General features: G+C 66.3%; 18 protein-coding genes, 3 tRNA genes and 1 pseudogene. 8 read left to right on the top strand and 14 right to left on the bottom strand.

Going from position 1 to position 18638, the window contains the following annotated elements; genetic code table 11:
- Nucleotides 1–24: 24 nt before the first annotated feature.
- From NDI65_RS07895 to NDI65_RS07910, 4 genes are read right to left on the bottom strand one after another with little or no spacing between them, the layout of a single operon-like run.
- Complete coding sequence (locus tag NDI65_RS07895; RefSeq protein ID WP_089777480.1) at nt 25–786, bottom strand: ABC transporter ATP-binding protein; 762 nt, start codon at nt 784–786, stop codon at nt 25–27.
- Nucleotides 783–1646: an ABC transporter ATP-binding protein gene (locus NDI65_RS07900; protein WP_089777481.1), complete on the bottom strand. Its 864-nt coding sequence runs from the start codon at nt 1644–1646 to the stop codon at nt 783–785. The genes NDI65_RS07895 and NDI65_RS07900 overlap by 4 nt, the downstream gene beginning before the upstream one ends.
- Nucleotides 1639–3006, bottom strand: coding sequence for a branched-chain amino acid ABC transporter permease (locus NDI65_RS07905; protein ID WP_089777482.1), 1368 nt, complete (start codon nt 3004–3006; stop codon nt 1639–1641). Before NDI65_RS07905 ends, NDI65_RS07900 begins: the two co-directional genes overlap by 8 nt.
- On the bottom strand, nt 3003–3941 hold the full coding sequence (locus tag NDI65_RS07910; RefSeq protein ID WP_193310942.1) for a branched-chain amino acid ABC transporter permease: 939 nt from the start codon (nt 3939–3941) through the stop codon (nt 3003–3005). The genes NDI65_RS07905 and NDI65_RS07910 overlap by 4 nt, the downstream gene beginning before the upstream one ends.
- A gap of 328 nt (nt 3942–4269) precedes the next feature.
- Here NDI65_RS07910 and NDI65_RS07915 point away from each other — a divergent pair, with 328 nt between their 5' ends.
- A complete protein-coding gene (locus NDI65_RS07915; RefSeq protein WP_089777484.1) occupies nt 4270–4797 on the top strand; it encodes a GNAT family N-acetyltransferase in 528 nt (175 codons plus the stop codon).
- 11 nt (nt 4798–4808) lie between these two features.
- Nucleotides 4809–4882 (top strand) — tRNA-Thr (locus NDI65_RS07920).
- Nucleotides 4883–4965: 83 nt separating this feature from the next.
- Here NDI65_RS07920 and NDI65_RS07925 read toward each other — a convergent pair.
- The 8 genes from NDI65_RS07925 to NDI65_RS07960 form a co-directional block, all read right to left on the bottom strand.
- The gene (locus tag NDI65_RS07925; RefSeq protein WP_089777485.1) at nt 4966–5385 is read right to left on the bottom strand and encodes a hypothetical protein; all 420 of its coding nucleotides are present in this window, start codon (nt 5383–5385) and stop codon (nt 4966–4968) included.
- 447 nt (nt 5386–5832) lie between these two features.
- Nucleotides 5833–6051 (bottom strand): helix-turn-helix domain-containing protein, encoded by a 219-nt coding sequence (locus NDI65_RS07930; RefSeq protein WP_008094913.1) that lies wholly within the window; start codon nt 6049–6051, stop codon nt 5833–5835.
- 235 nt (nt 6052–6286) lie between these two features.
- A tRNA-OTHER gene (locus NDI65_RS07935) sits at nt 6287–6384 on the bottom strand.
- A gap of 159 nt (nt 6385–6543) precedes the next feature.
- Nucleotides 6544–8391: an FAD-binding protein gene (locus tag NDI65_RS07940; RefSeq protein ID WP_089777486.1), complete on the bottom strand. Its 1848-nt coding sequence runs from the start codon at nt 8389–8391 to the stop codon at nt 6544–6546.
- Nucleotides 8392–8446: 55 nt separating this feature from the next.
- Complete coding sequence (locus NDI65_RS07945; RefSeq protein WP_089777487.1) at nt 8447–9328, bottom strand: succinate dehydrogenase/fumarate reductase iron-sulfur subunit; 882 nt, start codon at nt 9326–9328, stop codon at nt 8447–8449.
- Nucleotides 9328–9699, bottom strand: coding sequence for a succinate dehydrogenase hydrophobic membrane anchor subunit (locus NDI65_RS07950; RefSeq protein WP_089777488.1), 372 nt, complete (start codon nt 9697–9699; stop codon nt 9328–9330). The genes NDI65_RS07945 and NDI65_RS07950 overlap by 1 nt, the downstream gene beginning before the upstream one ends.
- Nucleotides 9699–10094, bottom strand: coding sequence for a succinate dehydrogenase, cytochrome b556 subunit (gene sdhC, locus NDI65_RS07955; RefSeq protein ID WP_089777489.1), 396 nt, complete (start codon nt 10092–10094; stop codon nt 9699–9701). Before sdhC ends, NDI65_RS07950 begins: the two co-directional genes overlap by 1 nt.
- Before the next feature lie 110 nt (nt 10095–10204).
- Nucleotides 10205–11230 carry a succinylglutamate desuccinylase/aspartoacylase family protein gene (locus tag NDI65_RS07960; RefSeq protein WP_310893542.1) on the bottom strand — a complete coding sequence of 342 codons (1026 nt, stop codon included), beginning with the start codon at nt 11228–11230 and terminating at the stop codon, nt 10205–10207.
- A gap of 131 nt (nt 11231–11361) precedes the next feature.
- Here NDI65_RS07960 and NDI65_RS07965 point away from each other — a divergent pair, with 131 nt between their 5' ends.
- The 6 genes from NDI65_RS07965 (at nt 11362) to NDI65_RS07990 (ending at nt 17894) form a co-directional block, all read left to right on the top strand.
- Nucleotides 11362–12723 (top strand): RimK/LysX family protein, encoded by a 1362-nt coding sequence (locus tag NDI65_RS07965; protein ID WP_089777491.1) that lies wholly within the window; start codon nt 11362–11364, stop codon nt 12721–12723.
- A gap of 115 nt (nt 12724–12838) precedes the next feature.
- Nucleotides 12839–13420 carry a DNA-3-methyladenine glycosylase gene (locus NDI65_RS07970; RefSeq protein WP_089777492.1) on the top strand — a complete coding sequence of 194 codons (582 nt, stop codon included), beginning with the start codon at nt 12839–12841 and terminating at the stop codon, nt 13418–13420.
- A gap of 141 nt (nt 13421–13561) precedes the next feature.
- Complete coding sequence (locus NDI65_RS07975) at nt 13562–15538, top strand: 3-hydroxyacyl-CoA dehydrogenase/enoyl-CoA hydratase family protein (protein WP_089777493.1); 1977 nt, start codon at nt 13562–13564, stop codon at nt 15536–15538.
- An 86-nt stretch (nt 15539–15624) separates the two neighbouring features.
- A tRNA-Glu gene (locus NDI65_RS07980) sits at nt 15625–15699 on the top strand.
- Nucleotides 15700–15927: 228 nt separating this feature from the next.
- Nucleotides 15928–17301, top strand: coding sequence for an MgtC/SapB family protein (locus tag NDI65_RS07985; protein ID WP_089777528.1), 1374 nt, complete (start codon nt 15928–15930; stop codon nt 17299–17301).
- A 164-nt stretch (nt 17302–17465) separates the two neighbouring features.
- On the top strand, nt 17466–17894 hold the full coding sequence (locus NDI65_RS07990; protein ID WP_089777529.1) for a disulfide bond formation protein B: 429 nt from the start codon (nt 17466–17468) through the stop codon (nt 17892–17894).
- A 7-nt stretch (nt 17895–17901) separates the two neighbouring features.
- Here NDI65_RS07990 and NDI65_RS07995 read toward each other — a convergent pair.
- A pseudogene (locus tag NDI65_RS07995) lies at nt 17902–17991 on the bottom strand (deoxyribodipyrimidine photo-lyase); the annotation flags it as partial.
- A 104-nt stretch (nt 17992–18095) separates the two neighbouring features.
- Complete coding sequence (locus NDI65_RS08000; RefSeq protein ID WP_310893543.1) at nt 18096–18635, bottom strand: hypothetical protein; 540 nt, start codon at nt 18633–18635, stop codon at nt 18096–18098.
- Between the last annotated feature and the right edge of the window lie 3 nt (nt 18636–18638).

Raw genomic sequence — 18638 nt, forward strand, 5'->3', positions numbered from 1 at the left:
GGCCTCCCGGAGGCGGGAGACGGACTATCCGCCGAGGAAGTCCTGCCGGACCTGTTCGTCTTCGAGGAGCGCGGTCCCGGTGTCCATGTAGCGGTTCTGCCCGTTGGCGAGGACGTAGCCGCGGTCACAGCGCCGGAGCGCCTCCTTGGCGTTCTGTTCGACCATCAGGATGGCCGTGCCGGCCTCGTTGATCTCGTCGATTTTGTCGAACATCTCCTCGACGAGGTCGGGCGCGAGCCCCGCCGACGGCTCGTCTAACAGCAGCAGGTCGGGGTCGAGCATGAGCGCGCGACCCATCGCGAGCATCTGCTGTTGCCCGCCGGACATGGTGCCCGCCTTCTGGTCTTTCCGCTCTCTGAGGATGGGGAACCGCTCGTAGACCGCCTCCATGGCATCCTGCGGCACCTCGTCGAGGATGTACGCGCCCATTTCGAGGTTCTCTTCGACCGTCAGCGTCGGGAAGATGTTGTCGTTCTGCGGGACGTAGCCGATGCCGACGTGGATGATGTCCTCGGGGCGACGGCCGGTGATGTCCTCGTCTTTGAACCGGACGTTGCCGCCCATGTGGGCGGTCAGTCCGAAGACGGATTTCATCGTCGTCGACTTGCCGGCCCCGTTCGGCCCGACGATGGTGACGTACTCGCCGTCGAACACGTCCATGTCGACGTCGGTGAGTATCTGGAGGTCGCCGTAGCCGGCGTCGAGGTCGCGGACGCGCAAGAGCACGTCGTCGCGGCCCTCGACGCCCGCGCCGCTCGTCGCGTCGGTGTTGGCGTCGACGCTCATACGTTGCCTCCGAGGTAGGCCTCGATGACCTCTTCGTTGCTCCGAATCTCGTCGGGCGTCCCCTCGGTGAGCACTTTGCCCTGGTGGAGGACGATGACGTGTTCACAGTTGTCCATGATGAGGTCCATGTCGTGTTCGACGAGCAGGAACGTGTAACCCTGTTCGCGGAGTTCGTGTACGTGTTCGAGCAGCTTCTTCTCCAGCGTGGGGTTGACCCCGGCGAACGGCTCGTCCAAAAGCAGCATGTCGGGGTCGGTCAGAAGCGCCCGCGCCATTTCGAGGAGTTTGCGCTGACCGCCGGAGAGGTTGCCCGCGTACTCCTCCGCGATGTGGGCGATGTCGAAGAAGTCGAGCACCTCCCAGACGCGTTCGAGCAGTTCTTCTTCCTGTTCGCGGACGTCGTCGCGGACGCCCGGCATGACCGAGCGCCACAGCGCCTCGCCGCGCTGGTGTTTCGGCGCGAGCATCATGTTTTCGAGGACGGTCATCTCGCTCAGTTCGCGGGCGATTTGGAACGTCCGGACCATCCCGCGGTTGGCGATTTGGTGGGGTTCCTCGCCGGTGATGTCCTCGCCGTTGAACGTGACCGTGCCGGCATCGGGCTTGAGCATCCCCGTGATGAGGTTGAACGTCGTCGACTTACCGGCCCCGTTCGGCCCGATAAGCCCCGTGAGCGTCCCGGATTCGACCTCGAAGGTCGCGCCGTCGACGGCGGTGATTCCGCCGAAGGACTTCTCCAGTCCCTCGACCTGAAGCGGGTAGTCGACCGACGTGTCGACGCCGGAGGCGAACGCGCCGAGCGCGCCCTCGTCGACCTTGTTCGCCACGTCTTCGACGGGCTGGTCGGCGGCGTCACTCATCGGTCTCACCCCCCTCGGCCGCGGCGTCGACGCCGCCGTCGGTGCGGACCGAGTCGTCGTCGCCGCCGTCCGCGGCCATCGACTTCGGCCGCGACAGCGGGATGACGGACGCCGTCTCCTTGCGGTAGCCGAGCATCCCCTCCGGCCGGTTGTGCATCAGCCAGATGAGCACGAGCCCCATCACGACCAACTGGAGCTGCCGGATGCTGTCGACCGTGTACAGGAGGAACGGCACGGGGTCGAACTGCGAGATGAGCGGCGAGATAGCCTGTCCGAAGCCGGACGGCGAGTCGAGGTTGGGGAACACCGCCGTCACGAGGTTCTGGAAGTACCGCGGCCCCTGGTAGAGCACCGCGGCGAAGACGGCCCCGCCGAGGACGCTCCCCGTGTTCGAGCCGGCACCGCCGATGATGAGCGCGATCCAGACGAAGAACGTCACGCGCGGCCGGAAGAAGTTCGGCGTCACCGCGCCCTGCGGGACGAGCCAGAGGATGCCGGCGAGCCCCATGAGCGCACAGCCGAGCATGAACGACTTGATTTTGAACCGGTCGGTGTTCTTGCCGAGGGCGTTCGCCACGTCCTCGTCCTCGCGGATGGCCTTCAGGACGCGACCGAACGGCGACTCGCCGGTGCGCTTGAGCAGCCAGTAGAACGCCGCGACGAAGCCGAGGAGCAACAGCCCGTAGATGAGGCCGTCGACGACCGGCTTGGGGTTCCTCGGCACCACCACTTGGAAGGCGTCGACGAAGCCGAGGTACGCGTTCCAAAGGCCGACGCCGCGGAGCAGCGCCTCCAGCGGCGGGGCGAAGTCGAGGATGAGGCCCGACCCGCCGCCGAAGCCGACGCGGTTGCCGAACAGCTGGAACTGCTGGAGTTCGCCGGAGAGGAAGCTGAACCGGACGATTTCCGACATGGCGATGGTGACGATAGCCAAGTAGTCGGCCCGCAACCGGAGCGCCGGGAGCGCGACCACGAGCCCCAACAGCGCGGCCGCGAGCATCCCGGCGAGGATGCCGACCCAAAGCGGCAGGCCGAGACCACCGACCTGCGCCGCGCCGCCGGCGACGTACGTCGGTTTCGTCACGATTGCCGTGACGTAGACGCCGACGGCCATGAAGCCGACGATGCCGATGTTGAACAGCCCGGTGTACCCCCAATGGAGGTTGAGCGCGAGCGACAGCATGGCGAAGACGCCGATGTAGAACGTCAGCGTCGCGATGGAGTTGAGCTGTCCGCGGAGCGTGTAGCCGAGGACGAACCCGGCGAGGACGTACGCGAGGTACGTCGCGAGGAGGACCAGCACGATGAGGCCCGCGTCGCCGCCCGGAATGCGGTCGGTGAAGTCGTCGCGGACGCTCATGCGGTCGCCCTCCCGCTGAACAGCCCGGACGGTTTCACGAGCAGGATGACGATCATGACGACGAAGGCGGCGGCCCGCGAGAACGCCGAGGGAATCCACAGGACCGACATGGACGCCGTCAGCCCGATGACGAGGCCACCGGCGATGGCCCCGTAGATGGAGCCGATGCCGCCGAGGATGACCGCGGCGAAGATGAGAAGCAACAGGAGCCACCCGTCGTTGAACCCGAGTGTCCCCTTCCAGAGGATGAACATGTACCCGGCGACGCCGGTCAGTCCGCCGCCGATAATCCACGTCGCACGGACGACGCGCTCGGTGGAGATGCCGGTGATGAGCGCGAGGTCCTTGTTGTCGGCCATCGCGCGCATCGCCTTCCCGAGTTTCGTCCGCTGTAAGAGGACGTGAACGCCGAGCATCAGACCCGAGGCGACCACGAGGAGCGTGATGTCGTGGGCGTTGATGAAGACCGTTCCGTCGACGAAGTACAGCGATATCGAGGGCGGCTGGGCGGTCGTGCCGCGAACGTCGGAGCCGAAGACGAACTGCATCAGGTAGCGGAGCGCGAACGCGACCCCGATACTCGTGATGAGGAGCGTGATACCGTCCTCGTTCCGAATCGGTTTGAAGATGGTTCGGTCGACCGCGAGCGACAGCGCGATGGCGAAGCCGCCGGAGACGACGATGCCGGCGACGACCGCGAGCGGCGTCGAGAGCATCCCGATGCCGAGCGTCCCGCCGTAGACCGACCCCCCGGCCCCGACGAGCAGGAGCGCGCCGACGTCGGCGCGACCCAGTCCGGCGATGAGATACGTCGTCGCCCACCCCGAGAACGCTCCGGCCGTGATGTAGTCGCCGTGCGAGAAATTAGCGAAGTTTAGAATGCTGTACGTCATCGACAACCCGATGCCCGCGAGGCCGATTACGAGCCCCCGCATCAGACCGTCCCAGACCAGCGTGCCAATGTCGGCAAACTGCGTCTGCCCTGTTGCTAACCCGAGAAGCAAGTCACCGAGTAGTACGACTGCGATGACCGCCAAGACGAGCGCGAACGGACGCTCGATGGCGAGCTGCCTTCCCCGAGTGTAGGTTTCGGCAATACCCATTGATAACTATCCTCATGATATGTGCGGACCATAAACATAGATAAATCTTTCCTCATCGGTCGTCTTTACTGACCCCACTCGGCACCCCGCAGGAATGCGATTCCCCGATTTGGAGTCGAATCGTCGACACTTAAAAGCGGATAGAGCCACGACAGACACCATGCGCGTCAGTTCGGCGGCGTTTTCGGACCTCGACGCCCTCGCCGACCTGTGGGTCGAACTCGCCGCGGACCAGCGGGCGTTCGGGTCGCACCTCCGGGCCGACGCCAACCGGACGTCGATTCGGGAGGCGCTGGCTCGGCACGTCGCCGCCGACGGCGTGCTCGTCGCCCGGGAGGGCGATGAGGCGGCCGGTTCGGGGTGCGGGACGGAACCCGCGGACGCGGACGGCCTCGTCGGGTTCGTCATGTTCGACATCGAGGCGGGGGCGTACGAACAGGACGCGACCCGCGGGATGGTTCGGAACCTGTTCGTCCGTCCGGCGTACCGGAACGCCGGCGTCGGCACGCGACTGCTGGCGGCCGCGGAGGACGCGCTCGGCGAGGCTGGAGCCGACACCGTCGCGCTGGACGTGCTGGCGGCCAACGACGCCGCCCGCCGGTTCTACCGACGACACGGCTATCGACCCCACCGCGTCGAACTGGAGAAATCGATGCGAAGCGATACACACTCAAAGGAGGACGGGTAACCGGCAGACGCGCCAGGAGAGCATGGGCGGTTCATGCACTCGACTTGTAATCGAGACTTCGTGGGTTCGAATCCCACTCCTGGCTTCCCTCGGCGGTTCGCTCGGTCCTCTTGCGTCTCGTCGCCCACCGCGAGCCACCGCCGCGACCGGGGCCGAACCGCCGCGCCGTCAGTTCCGCCGGGCGGGCGACCGCACGCGGATGAGGAGGAGCGTTCCCGGGACGCCGAGGACGAGCGCGCGGAACGGGTTGTGCTTGATGATGACGTCGGGGTCGAGCGGCTCCGACTGGAGGTCGGTGATGCGGATACACGAGTAGTAGACCGTGACGTGAGTCAGTACGTACGCGAACGCCGCGGGGACGACGACCGGATACCGGATTCCCAGCATCATCAGCCCCTCGAACGCGAAGGCGGTGAGCGCCGAGATGAAAAGGAGATTCCCCAGTTGGAGCGTGACGCCGGTCAGCGCCGTTATCGCGGTGTCGAACAGCGACGCGCCGTAGGGCGTGTACGTGAGCGCGGTGACGACTGCCACCGCTCCGAGGAAGAGCCCGGCGAACAACCCAGACAGCGCGTACACGAACTCCATTGGAGGACCGTTACGGGACCGACGGGTGCGAGGAATTTAGTTCTACCCCCCTCGTTATCGCGGTCGAAAATCAGAGAACCCCCACGAGAGCGGCGTGGACGCGGCGTCGAGACGGAATTTTATCTTTATCGGGAACGTCGTGCTCGGTATGAACGGGACCGACCAATTCATGCTCGCCGTGACGCTTCTCATCTTCGCGCTCCTCGTCGTCGGCCTGCTTCTCGCAGTCGCGTAGGGAGAAAACTTATGTGATATTCATGGAGGATACTAGATACCATGCCGGAATGTCAGAACTGTGGTTCGTTCGTGACGCCCGCATACGCCCGAGTGTTCGCTCCAGATGGCATGGAGAACCCGCGTGTCTGCCCGAACTGCGAGGATATGGTCCGCGACGGCGCACAGGTGCGGGCGGCGCGTTCGCCGAGAAATCACTGACTCGCCGAGCCGTCACTGCGCGACGTGGTAGCGTTCGGCGTCCTGCCGGACGAACCCGCGCTTCGAGAGCGTACTGAGGATGCTGTAGAGGGCGATTTTCTTCATCTCCAGCCCGTTTTGCAGGTCGGTGATGGACGCGCCGTCGTGCGTGGTGAGATAGAGGTACACGAGCTTGGCCGAGGGCGATTCGAGTTCGCCGGGGACTTCGATGGTCGGAACCGTCTGTTGCATGGTCGTTGTCATCCTGTTTGCTTCGACGATAATAAAACTCTCTTACAACAATCGTCGAAGAACCGAGGTTGGGGGTGAGGCGGCGAACGTCTCGAATTCGGGAGAATCGTCGAATTCGTCACGAACGTACATCGCACGAAACCCGGCGTTCGACGCCTCCGACTTCGACGACAGTCGAAGAGCGCGAGTCGCGGGTCGTCGAGTCCCGAACGCTCCGGGCGTCGCGGTTTCGAGACGGAAGGGGCGGGAGTCGAACCACGCGAAGCCATTGAAAACCACCGGTCCGACCGCGAGGGCCTGTGCCGGTGTGCTCTACCACTGAGCCACCCTTCCGGCCGGGCGTAGGTGTCGAGCGGGCAAATAGTCGTTGGTGGGTTCGGTCACGGGCACGCGGTTCGGCGGGTCGAGCTCCCGTCGATGCGCCGCTGGGCGGCTGGCGGCGTCGAAAGAAATGTCGCCTGCGACGACGCGACCGGCGCGGTCGAAGTCGGCTCAGTAGCTCCGGACCTTCGGCTCGTAGGTCTTGTTCTCGCCTTCGAGGATGACCGGCTTGAACCAGAGTTCCGGGCGGCCGTCGTTCCACGAGAGCATCGTGTGCTTGAGCCACTCCTCGTCGCGGCGCTCCTGGTACTCCTTGCGCCAGTGGGCACCGCGGAACTCGTTGCGCGCGAGCGCGCCGAGCGTGATGGCCTCCGCGATGTCGAGGATGTTGCGCGTCTCCAGCGTCTGCAGCAGGTCGGTGTTGAACGTCCGCGACTTGTCGGCCACGAACACGTCCTGATAGAGTTCGCGCGCCTCGCGGATGTCGCGGAGCGCGTCCTTGAGGGCCGACTCCTCGCGGAAGACGTTCACGTTGCGCGTCATCGACTTCTGGACGCGCTCGCGGATTTCGGCCTGCTGGATGCCGTCGTCTCGCTCCAGGAGCGTCTCGATGGTCTCGCGCTCGTCTTCGACGGCGCGCTGGACGAGGTCGGTCCCGGAGGCTGACGCGCCGGCGTCGGCGGCCGTCCCGCCGTCCGCGACGGCGTCCTCGCCGATGCCCGCTTCGCCGAGTTCGACCGGCGAGTCGACCTCGCCGAGTTCGTACTCGCCTTCTTTGCCGGTCGTGATTCTGGCCTCCTCCATGTCCTTGCCCGCGGCGTGGTGGCCGGCGCGCTTGCCGAAGACGATGAGTTCGGGGAGCGCGTTGCCGCCGAGGCGGTTGCCGCCGTGGACGGAGGCGCAGGCGCACTCGCCGGCCGCGTACAGGCCGGAGATACACGTCTCGCCGTTCTCGTCGGTCTCGATGCCGCCCATCGCGTAGTGCTGGCCGGGCTTGACCGGCATCGGCGCTTCGAGCGGGTTGACGCCCTCGAAGTCCTCCGAGAGGTGGACGATGTTTTCGAGGCGGTCGATGATGCGCTCCTCGCCGAGGTGGCGCATGTCGAGGTGGACGTACTCGTCTTCGATGCCGCGGCCCTCGTTGACCTCGGTCAGTTCGGCCCGGGAGACCACGTCGCGGGACGCGAGTTCGCCGAGGTTGTTCGCGTAGCCGTACTCGAACATGAAGCGCTCGCCGTTCTCGTTGTAGAGGATACCGCCCTCGCCGCGGACGCCCTCGGTGATGAGGACGCCCGTCGAGGGGAGCGTCGTCGGGTGGAACTGGATGAACTCCATGTCCTCCATCGGCGCGCCCGCGCGGTAGGCCATCGCGACGCCGTCGCCGGTGTTGGCGACCGCGTTGGTCGTGTGGTCGTAGACCTGTCCGAGACCGCCGGTGGCGAGGATGACGCCGTTGCGGGCGCGGAAGCCCTCGACCTGTCCGGTCTGAACGTCGTAGGCGACGATGCCGTGACAGTTTCGGTCCTCGGGCTTCTCCTCGTCGGAGACGGCCAGTCGGGTCACGTGCCACTCGTCGTACACCTTGATGCCGCGCTTGACGAGCTGCTCGTACATCGTGTGGAGCAGTTGGTGGCCCGTCTCCGCGCCCGCGTAGGTGGTCCGCGGGAACGAGAGTCCGCCGAACGGCCGCTGACTCACGCGACCGTCGTCGTCCCGGGAGAACGCCATTCCCCAGTGTTCGAGCTGGATGGTCTCTTTCGGGCTGTCCTTACAGAGGGTCTCGGCCGCCGGCGCGTCGGCGAGATAGTCCGAGCCCTTCATCGTGTCGTAAGCGTGGTCCTCCCACGAGTCGCCTTCGCGGAGCGCGGCGTTGATGCCGCCCTCCGCCGCGCCCGTGTGACTTCGGACCGGGTGGAGCTTCGACACGATGGCCACGTCGGCTCCTTCTTCGTGTGCCGCAATCGCCGCGCGCAGGCCCGCCCCGCCCGCGCCGACTACGATAACGTCGTGTTCGTACATGGTGTGTTTGGGTGTGTCGTAGGGTTGGTCGAACTTCAGGGTTTCACCGGGAAGTTCACCAGAACTTCAGGTTGTTCTTGATCGCCTCGCGCTTGAGCTCCTGGATGTGCTCCGTGAGGGGGATGTCCTTCGGGCACACCTCGGTACAGGAGAACTGGGTCTGACAGCGCCAGACGCCGTGTTCCTGTTCGAGGATTTCGAGGCGGCGCTGTTTCATGTCCTCGCCCTCGCGTTCGTCCATGGCGAAGCGGTAGGCCTTGTTGATGGCCGCGGGACCGAGGTACTCGTTGTCGCCGGCGGCGATGTTACACGAGGACATACACGCGCTACACCAGATGCAGCGGGTGGACATCTTGACCTTCTCGCGGTTCTCGCGCGTCTGCCGCTGCTCGTCGAGTTCGTCGTCCGGAAGCGAGTTCGTCTGGAAGTACGGCTCGACGGCCTCCATCTGGTCGTAGAAGTGCTCCATGTCGACCACGAGGTCCTTGACCACGTCGGCGTGCGGGAGCGGTTCGACCCGAACCGGCTCCGAGAGGTCCGACAGTTGGGTCTTACAGCCGAGTCGCTGCGAGCCGTTGACGAACAGCGCGTCGGACCCGCAGATCGCCTGCCGGCAGGAGTGCCGGAAGGTAAGCGAGGAGTCGTAGTGGTCCCGCGCCCACATGAGGGCGTCGAGAATCGTCATCCCCTGTTTGTACGGGACGTGGAAGTCGTCGAAGCGGGGCTCCTGTTTCTCCGGCACCTCGGGGTCGTAACGGAAGACCTTGAGGTGGTAGGTGTCGTCCGCGGAGCGCGCTTTCTCGGCCGCCTCGGCCTCGCGCTGTTCTTGGACGCGCTCGGCGCGCTCGCGCTTTTTCGCGTCGCGCTTCTGCTTGCCGGCGGACGCGGTTTCGGTGGCCGATTCCTCTTCGACTGATTCGGGAACTTGCGTGCTCATTAGATGGGAACACCTCCGGCCCACGCGAGGGCCGTGCGGACGCCCTGCACGATGAGGAGGACGCTCGCGAGACCGAGAATCGCCTTGACCGCCGTCTTCCGGGTGCCCGAGAGGCCCTGGTTGACGAGGGCGTTGTAGACGCCGTTGACCCCGTGGAACGTCGCGGTGACGAGGAACAGGATCATCAGCGAGAAGTACGTCAGTCGCTCCATGCGCGCCTGCGAGAGCGCGAACGTCACTTCGTCTGCGTGGTTGAGGAAGTGGAGCAGGAAGAAGTGGAACGCCAGCACCACGACGAGGAACGCGGCGGTCAGCCGCTGCCAGAGCCACCGCCGGCCGCCGGGCTCGAAGGACGTGTATCGCTCCGCCATCAGAGGCTCACCCCCGAGAGGAACGTGGGGACGCTCGCGACGACGATGACACCCGTGAGGATGAGCGACGCGTAGAAGCTCCTGTCCTGTGCTTCCAGCCCGACGCCCAGGTCGACGAACAGCAGTCGCAGTCCGTTGAGGATGTGAAACACCGCCACAGCGAGCAGTCCGACTTCGAGAATACGCACGACCAAGAGGCTCTCCAGCGCCTGAATCGTGTTCGTGTACGCCGTCGCGCCCGAGAGGGCCGTCGACAACACGGCGATGTGGGTGAAGAGATACCCCACAAGCACCCAGCCGGTGAACTTGTGGAATATCCAGGCCCACATACCGGCCGAGAACTCCCGCCATCTGCTGAAGTCCTCGATGAGGCCCCGATTGTAAGACTGACTCATGCTCTTGTGAGTGTCGGGAAGGGGAGGGTATAGAACTTACGTGTATGGAGTTTCGTGAGGGTCGGCAAAAATCGCCGGACTCCGTGTGTCTCGGTTCGGGTCGAACGGTCTCACCGCGTCGTCTCGGGGGAGCCGGACTGCTCGCGCTCGACGACGCGCCGAACCTTGTCCTTCAGTTCGACGAGGTGGCAAAGCGGGTTGCCGGGGTAGACGACTGGGTTTTCGAGGACGCCGACGAGCAGGCCCGTGAAGGGGGCGACGACGGTCACGTTGTCGTCCTTGAACGGGTTCGTAATCGTACAGATGCGGTCGCCCTCGTGGACGAGCGCGCCGCGGTCGTGGTGCATGTCGACGATGCCGCCCGCGTCGGCGCGGAGCCACGTCTTTTCGTTTTCGTCCGAGATGACGGTCCGCCAGCCCGGCCAGTTGACCGTCGAGGTTCCCCGGAGGCCGTACTCGGCGAAGACGCTCTCGACGCCCGCGAGCGCCTCGTCGATGAGTTCGCGCTGGAAGCGGTGGGCCTCGCCCATCTCGACGGTTATCGCCGGCGTCCCGTTCGCCGACGACTCGGTTCGGAGCATCCCGCTGGACCCGGAACTGTCGATGATGACGTGCGAGCCGAAGGCGTTGGCGAGGCGCGCGACCGCGGGGTCGGACATGTCGGCGCGGACGTGGAGCATGTTGGTTCGCCCCCGCGTCGAGGTGTGGAAGTCGATGCCGAGGTCGCAGGGCGCGATGAAGTTCTGGTAGATGCGGTGGGCCATCCGCTTTGCCCCCGTCGAGGTCTCGGAGCCCGGAAACGACCGGTTCAGGTCGCGGTCGTAGATGGGGAGGTACCGCTGTTGGGCGAGGAAGGCGGGGACGTTCATCACCGGCATGCAGACGAGCGTGCCCGCGAGGTCCGCGAGGTCCCACTCGTAGGCCACCTCGCGGACGACCTCGATACCGTTCAGTTCGTCGCCGTGGGCGGCGGCGGAGAGGAACACGGTCGGCCCCGCCCGCTCCCCGTTGATGATGGTGACGGGGATGCGAACCGGGTCACCGAGATACGTCTCGGAGATGCCGTACCGGATGTCCTGTGTCTCGCCCGGCTCGACCTTCCCGCCGTTGTAGGTGAAGGCCTCGTTGTCGGCCATGTGATGCGATGGGAGGGCCGGGGTTATAAACGGTCGCGACGGACCGCCCGACGCCGTCCTCGCGGGGTCGAACCACGGAGGCGCGGGTCTCGACCGTCATGTCTTTGAAACCGGAAGGATATCAACTGAGTATGTCCACCACAGACGACGCCGTGCGTGTCGGCGTGCTTTCTCTGCACAACAGCAAGGAGACGAAGGCAATCCTCAACGCGGTCGAAGACCTCGGCCACGAGCCGGTGTGGCTCCGTCGGGAGAACGCGGCGGTCAGCATCGAAGACGGCGAGGTGACAGTCGAGCCTGAGGTGGACATCATCGCGAACCGACTGCTCCTGTCGAACACCGAGGAACCCGCGGAACTCCTCGGGCTGGCGACGACGTTCAACCGCATCCGACCGATGCTCAACGAGCCGGACGCGGTCCTCGCCGCCATCCACAAGTTCGCCACGGCCGCGACGCTCGCCAACTGGAACATCAAGGTGCCCGACGCGCTGCTCGCGCTCTCGAACGACCGGCTGAACAAGGGCCGCGAGCGCTTCGGCGACGTGGGCGTCTACAAGTCCGCCATCGGCACCCACGGCGGCGGGACGTGGAAGGTCGACCTGACCGAGCCCGTCAACCCGAAGGTCGGCAACCGGCAGGCGTTCCTCCAGAAGCTCATCGACCGCGACGGCGACCGCCACCGCGACCTGCGCGTCTACATCGTCGACGGCGAAATCGTCGGCGCGATGTACCGCTACGCCCCGGAGGGCGACTGGCGGACCAACGTCGCCCTCGGCGGCGACGTACTCGACGCGACCGACGAGATGCCCGAGGAGGCAAAGGAGACGGCGCTCTACGCCGCCGAAGTGATGGAGATGGACTACGTCGGCGTCGACCTCGTCGAGGGCGACGACGGCTGGTTCGTCCTCGAAGCCAACCCGACCGCCGGCTTCAAGGGCCTCTATCAGGCGACGGGCAAGAGCCCCGCGCCGCACATCGCCAAGCTCGCAATCGAGCGCGCGGGCGGCGAGGTCGACGAGACGCGCGTCGAGGAACTGTCGGCGACGCTCGACGACTCCGTCCCCTCGTGTGCCCCCAACGAGTCGCCCATCATCGACGGCGAAGCGCCCCTCATCGGCTACATCGAGGAGGTCGTCGTCAACGGGACCAGCGGCTCCCAGCAGACTCTCGCCAAGTCCGACACCGGCGCGACCCGGACGAGCATCGACACGAGCCTCGCCGCCGAAATCGGCGCGGGGCCGATTAAGAGCATGACGCGCGTGAAGTCCGGGAGCCTCAAGAGCGGGAAGGCCCGCCCCGTGGTCGACCTCGTCATCGGTATCGGCGGCACCCAGCACACCGTGACCGCCAGCGTCGAGGACCGCTCGCACATGGACTACCCGCTGCTGCTCGGCCGCGACATCCTCGAACACTACCGCGTGGACGTGCGCCGCCGCGCCAACGCCGACCGCAACGACAGCGACGACGAAGAAGAGGAACTCCTCGAAGAGTAAGTCGGTCCGCCACGCCGCGGCCACCGGCGCGGTCACCGCCGTCGAACCGACCGGCGCCGCATCCGAACAACCGAGACACGCGCACTTTTCTCCCCAACGGCCCAACCACGAGTCGATGAGCGACGACGCCTACCGCGAACTCCGGGCGGACCCCCACCTCGGCGACGTGGTCGACGAACACGGCCCGCTCTCGCTCGACCCGGCCGACGACCCCTTCGAGCGACTGGTCGTCTCGATTGTCAACCAACAGCTCTCGACGACCGCGGCGGCGACGATTCGGGACCGCCTGTTCGACCGCGTCGAGGTCACCCCCGAGGGGATACTGGCCGCCGACGAGGCCGTTCTGCGCGACTGCGGCCTCTCGAACCAGAAAGTGGGCTACGTCCGTAACGTCGCCGACGCGTTCCGAGACGGACTGTCGGCCGAATCGCTCCGGGCGATGGACGACGACGAAGTCGTCGCGGCGCTCACCGAGATTCGCGGGGTCGGCGACTGGACCGCGAAGATGTTTCTCATCTTCGTGCTCGCCCGCGAGGACGTGTTCCCGGTCGAAGACCTCGGGATTCGCCGCGGCATGGAACACGTCTTCGGGTTCGAACGCGACGCCGTCTCCCGCGGCGAGATGCGCGAGCGCGCCGAGCGATGGGCCCCCTATCGGAGCTACGCCAGCCGGTATCTCTGGCGGTGCGTCGACTAACCGTCAGTCGGTGGAAAGCCGACTCGACCGGAGTAATCGACAGACTGCGTCGGGGTTACCCACCGATAGAATAAACGCGAGTTTTGTTTATTTTTCCTGCGAGGGAAACGTTGAAACCGCGACGCAGTATAACGTTCTTCCATGAACGTAGATGACGTCGACAGCATCACCGTTCTCGGAGCGGGCAACATGGGCCACGGCATCGCGGAGGTCGCGGCACTCGCCGGCTACGACGTCGTGCTGCGCGACATCGAAGACGAGTTCGTCCGAAAGGGCTACGACCAAATCGAGTGGTCGCTGAACAAACTCGTCGAGAGAGACCGACTCTCGCAGGAGGACGCCGACGCCGCGCTCGCCCGCGTCTCGACTGCGGTCGACCTCGGCGAGGCCGTCGCCGACGCCGACGTCGTCATCGAGGCCGTCCCCGAGAAGATGGCCATCAAAAAGGAGGTGTACACCGAGTTGGAGGACCACGCCCCCGACCACGCGGTGTTCGCCACCAACACCTCCAGCCTCTCTATCACCGAACTCTCCGAGGTGACGGCGCGACCCGAGCGCTTCTGCGGGATGCACTTTTTCAACCCGCCGGTCCGCATGGACCTCGTCGAGGTCATCTCCGGCGCGCACACCGCCGACGAGACGCTCGACCTCGTCGAAGACCTCGCCGAGTCGATGGACAAGACGCCCGTCCGCGTCCGTAAGGACAGCCCCGGCTTCATCGTGAACCGCATCCTCGTCCCGCTGATGAACGAGGCCGCGTGGATCGTCCACGCCGGCGACGCGACGATGGCCGAAGTCGACGCCACGACGAAGTACGACATGGGCCTCCCGATGGGGAGCTTCGAACTCGCCGACTACGTCGGCATCGACGTGGGCTACCACGTTCTCGAATACATGCACGAGGTGCTCGGCGACGCCTACGAGCCGTGTCCGCTCCTCTCGGAGAAGGTCGAGGCGGGCGACCTCGGCCAGAAGACCGGCAAGGGCTTCTACGACTACGAGGACGGCGAGGGCGCTGAGGTCCCCCACGACGAGGGGAGCGAGGCCGTCAAGAACCGCCTGCTGGGCGTCATGGCGAACGAGGTCGCCGGTCTCGTCGAAAACGACGTGGCCGACCCGGCCGCCATCGACCGCGCGGTCAAACTCGGCGGGCGCTTCCCCGACGGCCCGGCGAAGATGGCCGACGGCGCCGGTATCGACGCCCTTGTCGACGCGCTCGACGACCTGCACGACGAGACCGGCGAAGAGCGTTACGAGGCCGTCGCGTACCTCCGCGACCTCGCGCAGTCCGGCGAGGGCTTCTACGGCGGCGAGGGGTCGTCCGACGACGCTCCCGCGTTCGACGACATCTCCGTCGAGGTTCGCGACGGTATCGGCCACATCACCCTCGACCGCCCGCACCGTCTCAACACGATTAGCATCGAACTGATGGACGAACTCTCCGAGGCGCTCGACGCCCTCGCCGACGACGACGAGGTCCGCGCCGTGCTTCTCACGGGGGCCGGCGACCGCGCGTTCTCCGCCGGGGCCGACGTGACGAGCATCGCCGCGGGCGGCGGCGACGCCGTCTCGGGCGTGGAAATCTCCCGGAAGGGCCAACAGACGTTCGGAAAGCTCGAAGCGCTCGACAAGCCGGTCATCGCCGGAATCGACGGCTTCTGTCTCGGCGGCGGAATGGAACTCGCCATGTGCGCCGACCTCCGCATCGCCACGGAGCGCTCCGAACTCGGCCAGCCAGAACACAACCTCGGGCTCCTCCCCGGCTGGGGCGGCACGGTCCGTCTCCAGCGCATCGTCGGTACCGGCCGCGCGAAGGAGATTATCTTCAGTGCCGACCGCTACGACGCCGAAACGATGGCCGATTACGGCTTCATCAACGAGGTCGTCGAGAACGACGGCTTCGAAGAACGGGCCTACGAGTACGCGAAGCGGTTCGCACAGGGACCGCCGGTCGCCCAGCGCTACACCAAGCGCGCCATGCACAACGGCTGGGAAGACACCGACTCCGGACTGGAAGTCGAAGCACAGGCGTTCGGCCTGCTGTTTACCACCTCCGACCTGATGGAGGGCATCGCGGCCTTCACGAGCGACCGCGACCCCGAGTTCACGGGCGAGTAAGCCGCCGTCGTGGGTGGGTTCCTCTCACTTACCCACGATGGAACGCAACGCTTAAAATAGTCCAACGACCACTCGTGAATGCAGACGCTCGGTTGGTGTAGTCCGGCCAATCATCTTGGCCTTTCGAGCCGAGGACCAGGGTTCAAATCCCTGACCGAGCACTTCTCTGAGGAACAATGTGACGAAGAAGAGCGCACAGTGTAGGGATTTGAATCAGGGAGCAGCTTGCTGCGACTGAGGTTCAAATCCCTGACCGAGCACTTCTCTGCTGAACTTCCTTTCAAGCGACCGCCATCTCCACGCCCAATTAGCTTACACGTTTTTAACGATAGCAATTAAAATACGAACGATAGCATGGAACACGAACGTCCCGAGACGAGGGGTCGGTGATGCTCGAAGAGTTCGTCTCGCAACTCGACCCCGTGGTCGTCCGCCTGTTCGTCGCGGCGGCGTTGGGTATGTTCCTCGGCTTGGAGCGCGAGCGGTCGAAAAAGAGCGCCGGCGTTCGGACGTTCACCCTGACGAGTCTCCTCGGAGGCATCGCCGTCGCGGTCGGGAGCGACGTGCTCCTCGCGGCCGGCGGGTTGTTGGTGGTCGTACAGGCGGTGTTGCTCGGGAGTCGCGGGCTGTTCGACCGCGGGCCCCACGAAAGCGACGCCGGCGGAGCCGACTCGCGGGACGACCGCGACGCCGTCGGTGCGTCCGATTCACACCGCGATGGGAACCACCGCGACGACGCCGAAGTCGCCCGGTTAGACGACCTCGGCGTGAGCCTCTCGCTCACCACGTCCACGTCGCTTCTGGTCGCGTACGCGGTCGGCGCGGCGGTCGTCAGCGGCTTCGTCATCGAGGGGGTCGTCGTCGCGCTCACCTCGTCGCTCCTGTTGGTCCTGCGGCGCGAACTCCACGGGTTCGCCCGGCGACTGACGGCGGACGAGGTCCGAAGCGCCGTCGAGTTCGCCATCATCGCGTTCGTCGTCTACCCGTTGCTCCCCGAGGGGCAGGTCGGCCCGTGGGACGCCGTCAGCCCCCGAACCGTCTGGCTACTCGTCGTCGCGGTGAGCGCCATCGGCTTCGTCAACTACGTCATCATCCGTCGGTACGGCGAGCGCGGCATCGCCATCACGGGGTTTTTCGGCGGGCTGGTGAACTCGACGGCCGTCATCGGCGAGATAGCCGGACGGACCAGTCGAAACCCGTCGATTCGGCCGCTCGCGGCCGGCGCGATTCTCATGGCCGACGCGGCGATGGCGCTCCGGAACCTCTCGCTCGTCGCCGTGTTCGTTCCGGAACTCGCGGTCGAGGTGGGCGTCCCCCTCGGACTCATCGCGCTCGTCGGGGTGAGCTACGCGCTGCACTCCCGGGAGTGGGGCGTCGACCTCGACGTGGCGTTCGAGTCGCCGTTCAGCCTCGAAAGCGCCCTCCGGTTCGGCGTCTTCTTCCTCCTCGTGTTGATCGCCTCCGCGGCCGCACAGGAGTACTTCGGCGCGACCGGGTTCGTCGTGACGAGTTTCCTCGGCGGACTCGTGTCGAGCGGGTCGGTCGTCACGACCGCCGTCACGCTCTACGGCGGCGGCACCATCGGCGAGACGACCGCCGTCGTCGGCGTCCTCGCCGGCACCGCCGCGAGCATCGCGGTCAAAGTCGCGCTCGCGGCGAGCGTCGACCGGGAGCTCCTCGGGCCGGTGGCCCGCCGGAGCGCGCTCCTCGTGGCCGCCGGCGTCGTCGGCGTCGTCATCGTCACCACCGTCGCCGTTCGCTAGGCGAGCCGATGGCTTGAGGTACGCCGGGGGCTATCGTCGCTCCACGTCCAACAAGCGATGATACTCGACTCGACTCGACGTGACCGTGGCGAACCGCGGGGGGAGCGACAGCTACCGGCTCCGGAGCCGAACGGAACGAGGCACGTCCTCGGGAGCGCCTGACCGTGTCGGACGCGACGCGCGCCGCGCTCGCCGCGGGAACCCTCGTCGCCCTCGCCGCGACGAGCGGGAGTCTGTACTTCAGCCTCGGCCTCGGACTGACGCCCTGCGACCTCTGTTGGTACCAGCGCATCCTGATGTACCCGCTCGTCGTGGTGCTCGGTGTCGCCGCGGTCGAGGACCGACCCGGCGTCTGGAAGACGGTACTGCCGCTCTCGCTCGGGGGCCTCGCGCTCTCGGGGTATCACTCCTATCTGCAGGTCGCGCCGGGCGCGACCTGTACCGTCGGCGGCCCGTGTACGTCTATCCAGTATCCCATGCTCGGCGGTCTCCTGACCATCCCGCGACTCGCGTTCATCGGGTTCGCGCTCGTGACGGTCCTCGCGGTCGCCGTCGCCCGCCTCGGCGGGGCCGACGACGCGTGGGGGATGTGACGTGACCGCGGTCGGCCGCACAGGCGGCCGCGAGCGCCGCGTTGTCGTGCAGGCGGAGGTCGCGGCGGAACCACGCGAGCGAAGTTGACTCGGACATCGTCGGCGGCGCTTAGGATGGGGGTGACTTGAGTCGAACGGCAGATTCGGGGCTGGTGGAATCGGGGCGGGTGGAATAGGACGGACCGCGACCGCGTCACCGACCTATGTCCGGCTTCGCGTCTGTAAGCCGAGTTCCGCGCCGGCGACGACCGCGACGGCGGTGAGCGCGAGGCCGGCGACGAGTCGCGGGTCCACGCCGTCGATGACGGGGACGCCCATCCACCCGGCGACGAGGAGCGCGAGGCCGGCGAGACACGTCGCCAGCGACAGGAGCGCCAGCGGCGGCTGTGTCGGCTCCGGGTCGGCCAAGAAGTGGTCGAGTTCCGCCGCGGCCGAGCCCAGCGAGACGGTCTTCGCCCGCGAGTCGTACGCGACGATTCGGAGCGAGTCGAGTTTGGGGAGGTGCGTCTGGTGCAGCGAGATGTAGACGCTCTGCCGGACGTTCTTGGGGGGCGGCGACTCGCCGGACTCTACCTCGGCGATGTACTCCGCGAGGTCGCCGACCGACTCCGGCCCCGGCGCGTCTCGCAGTCGGTCGAGCGCGAGCCGTCGCCGCTCGTTTCTGAGCACGTCGTGGATGTCGGCCTCGTCGAGCGAGTCGTCCGCCGGCTCGTCCACCGACGGCGGCTCAGCGTCGCCCATCGC

Source organism: Haloferax sp. S2CR25, assembly GCF_031624535.1.
GTDB classification, from domain to species: Archaea; Halobacteriota; Halobacteria; order Halobacteriales; family Haloferacaceae; genus Haloferax; species Haloferax massiliensis.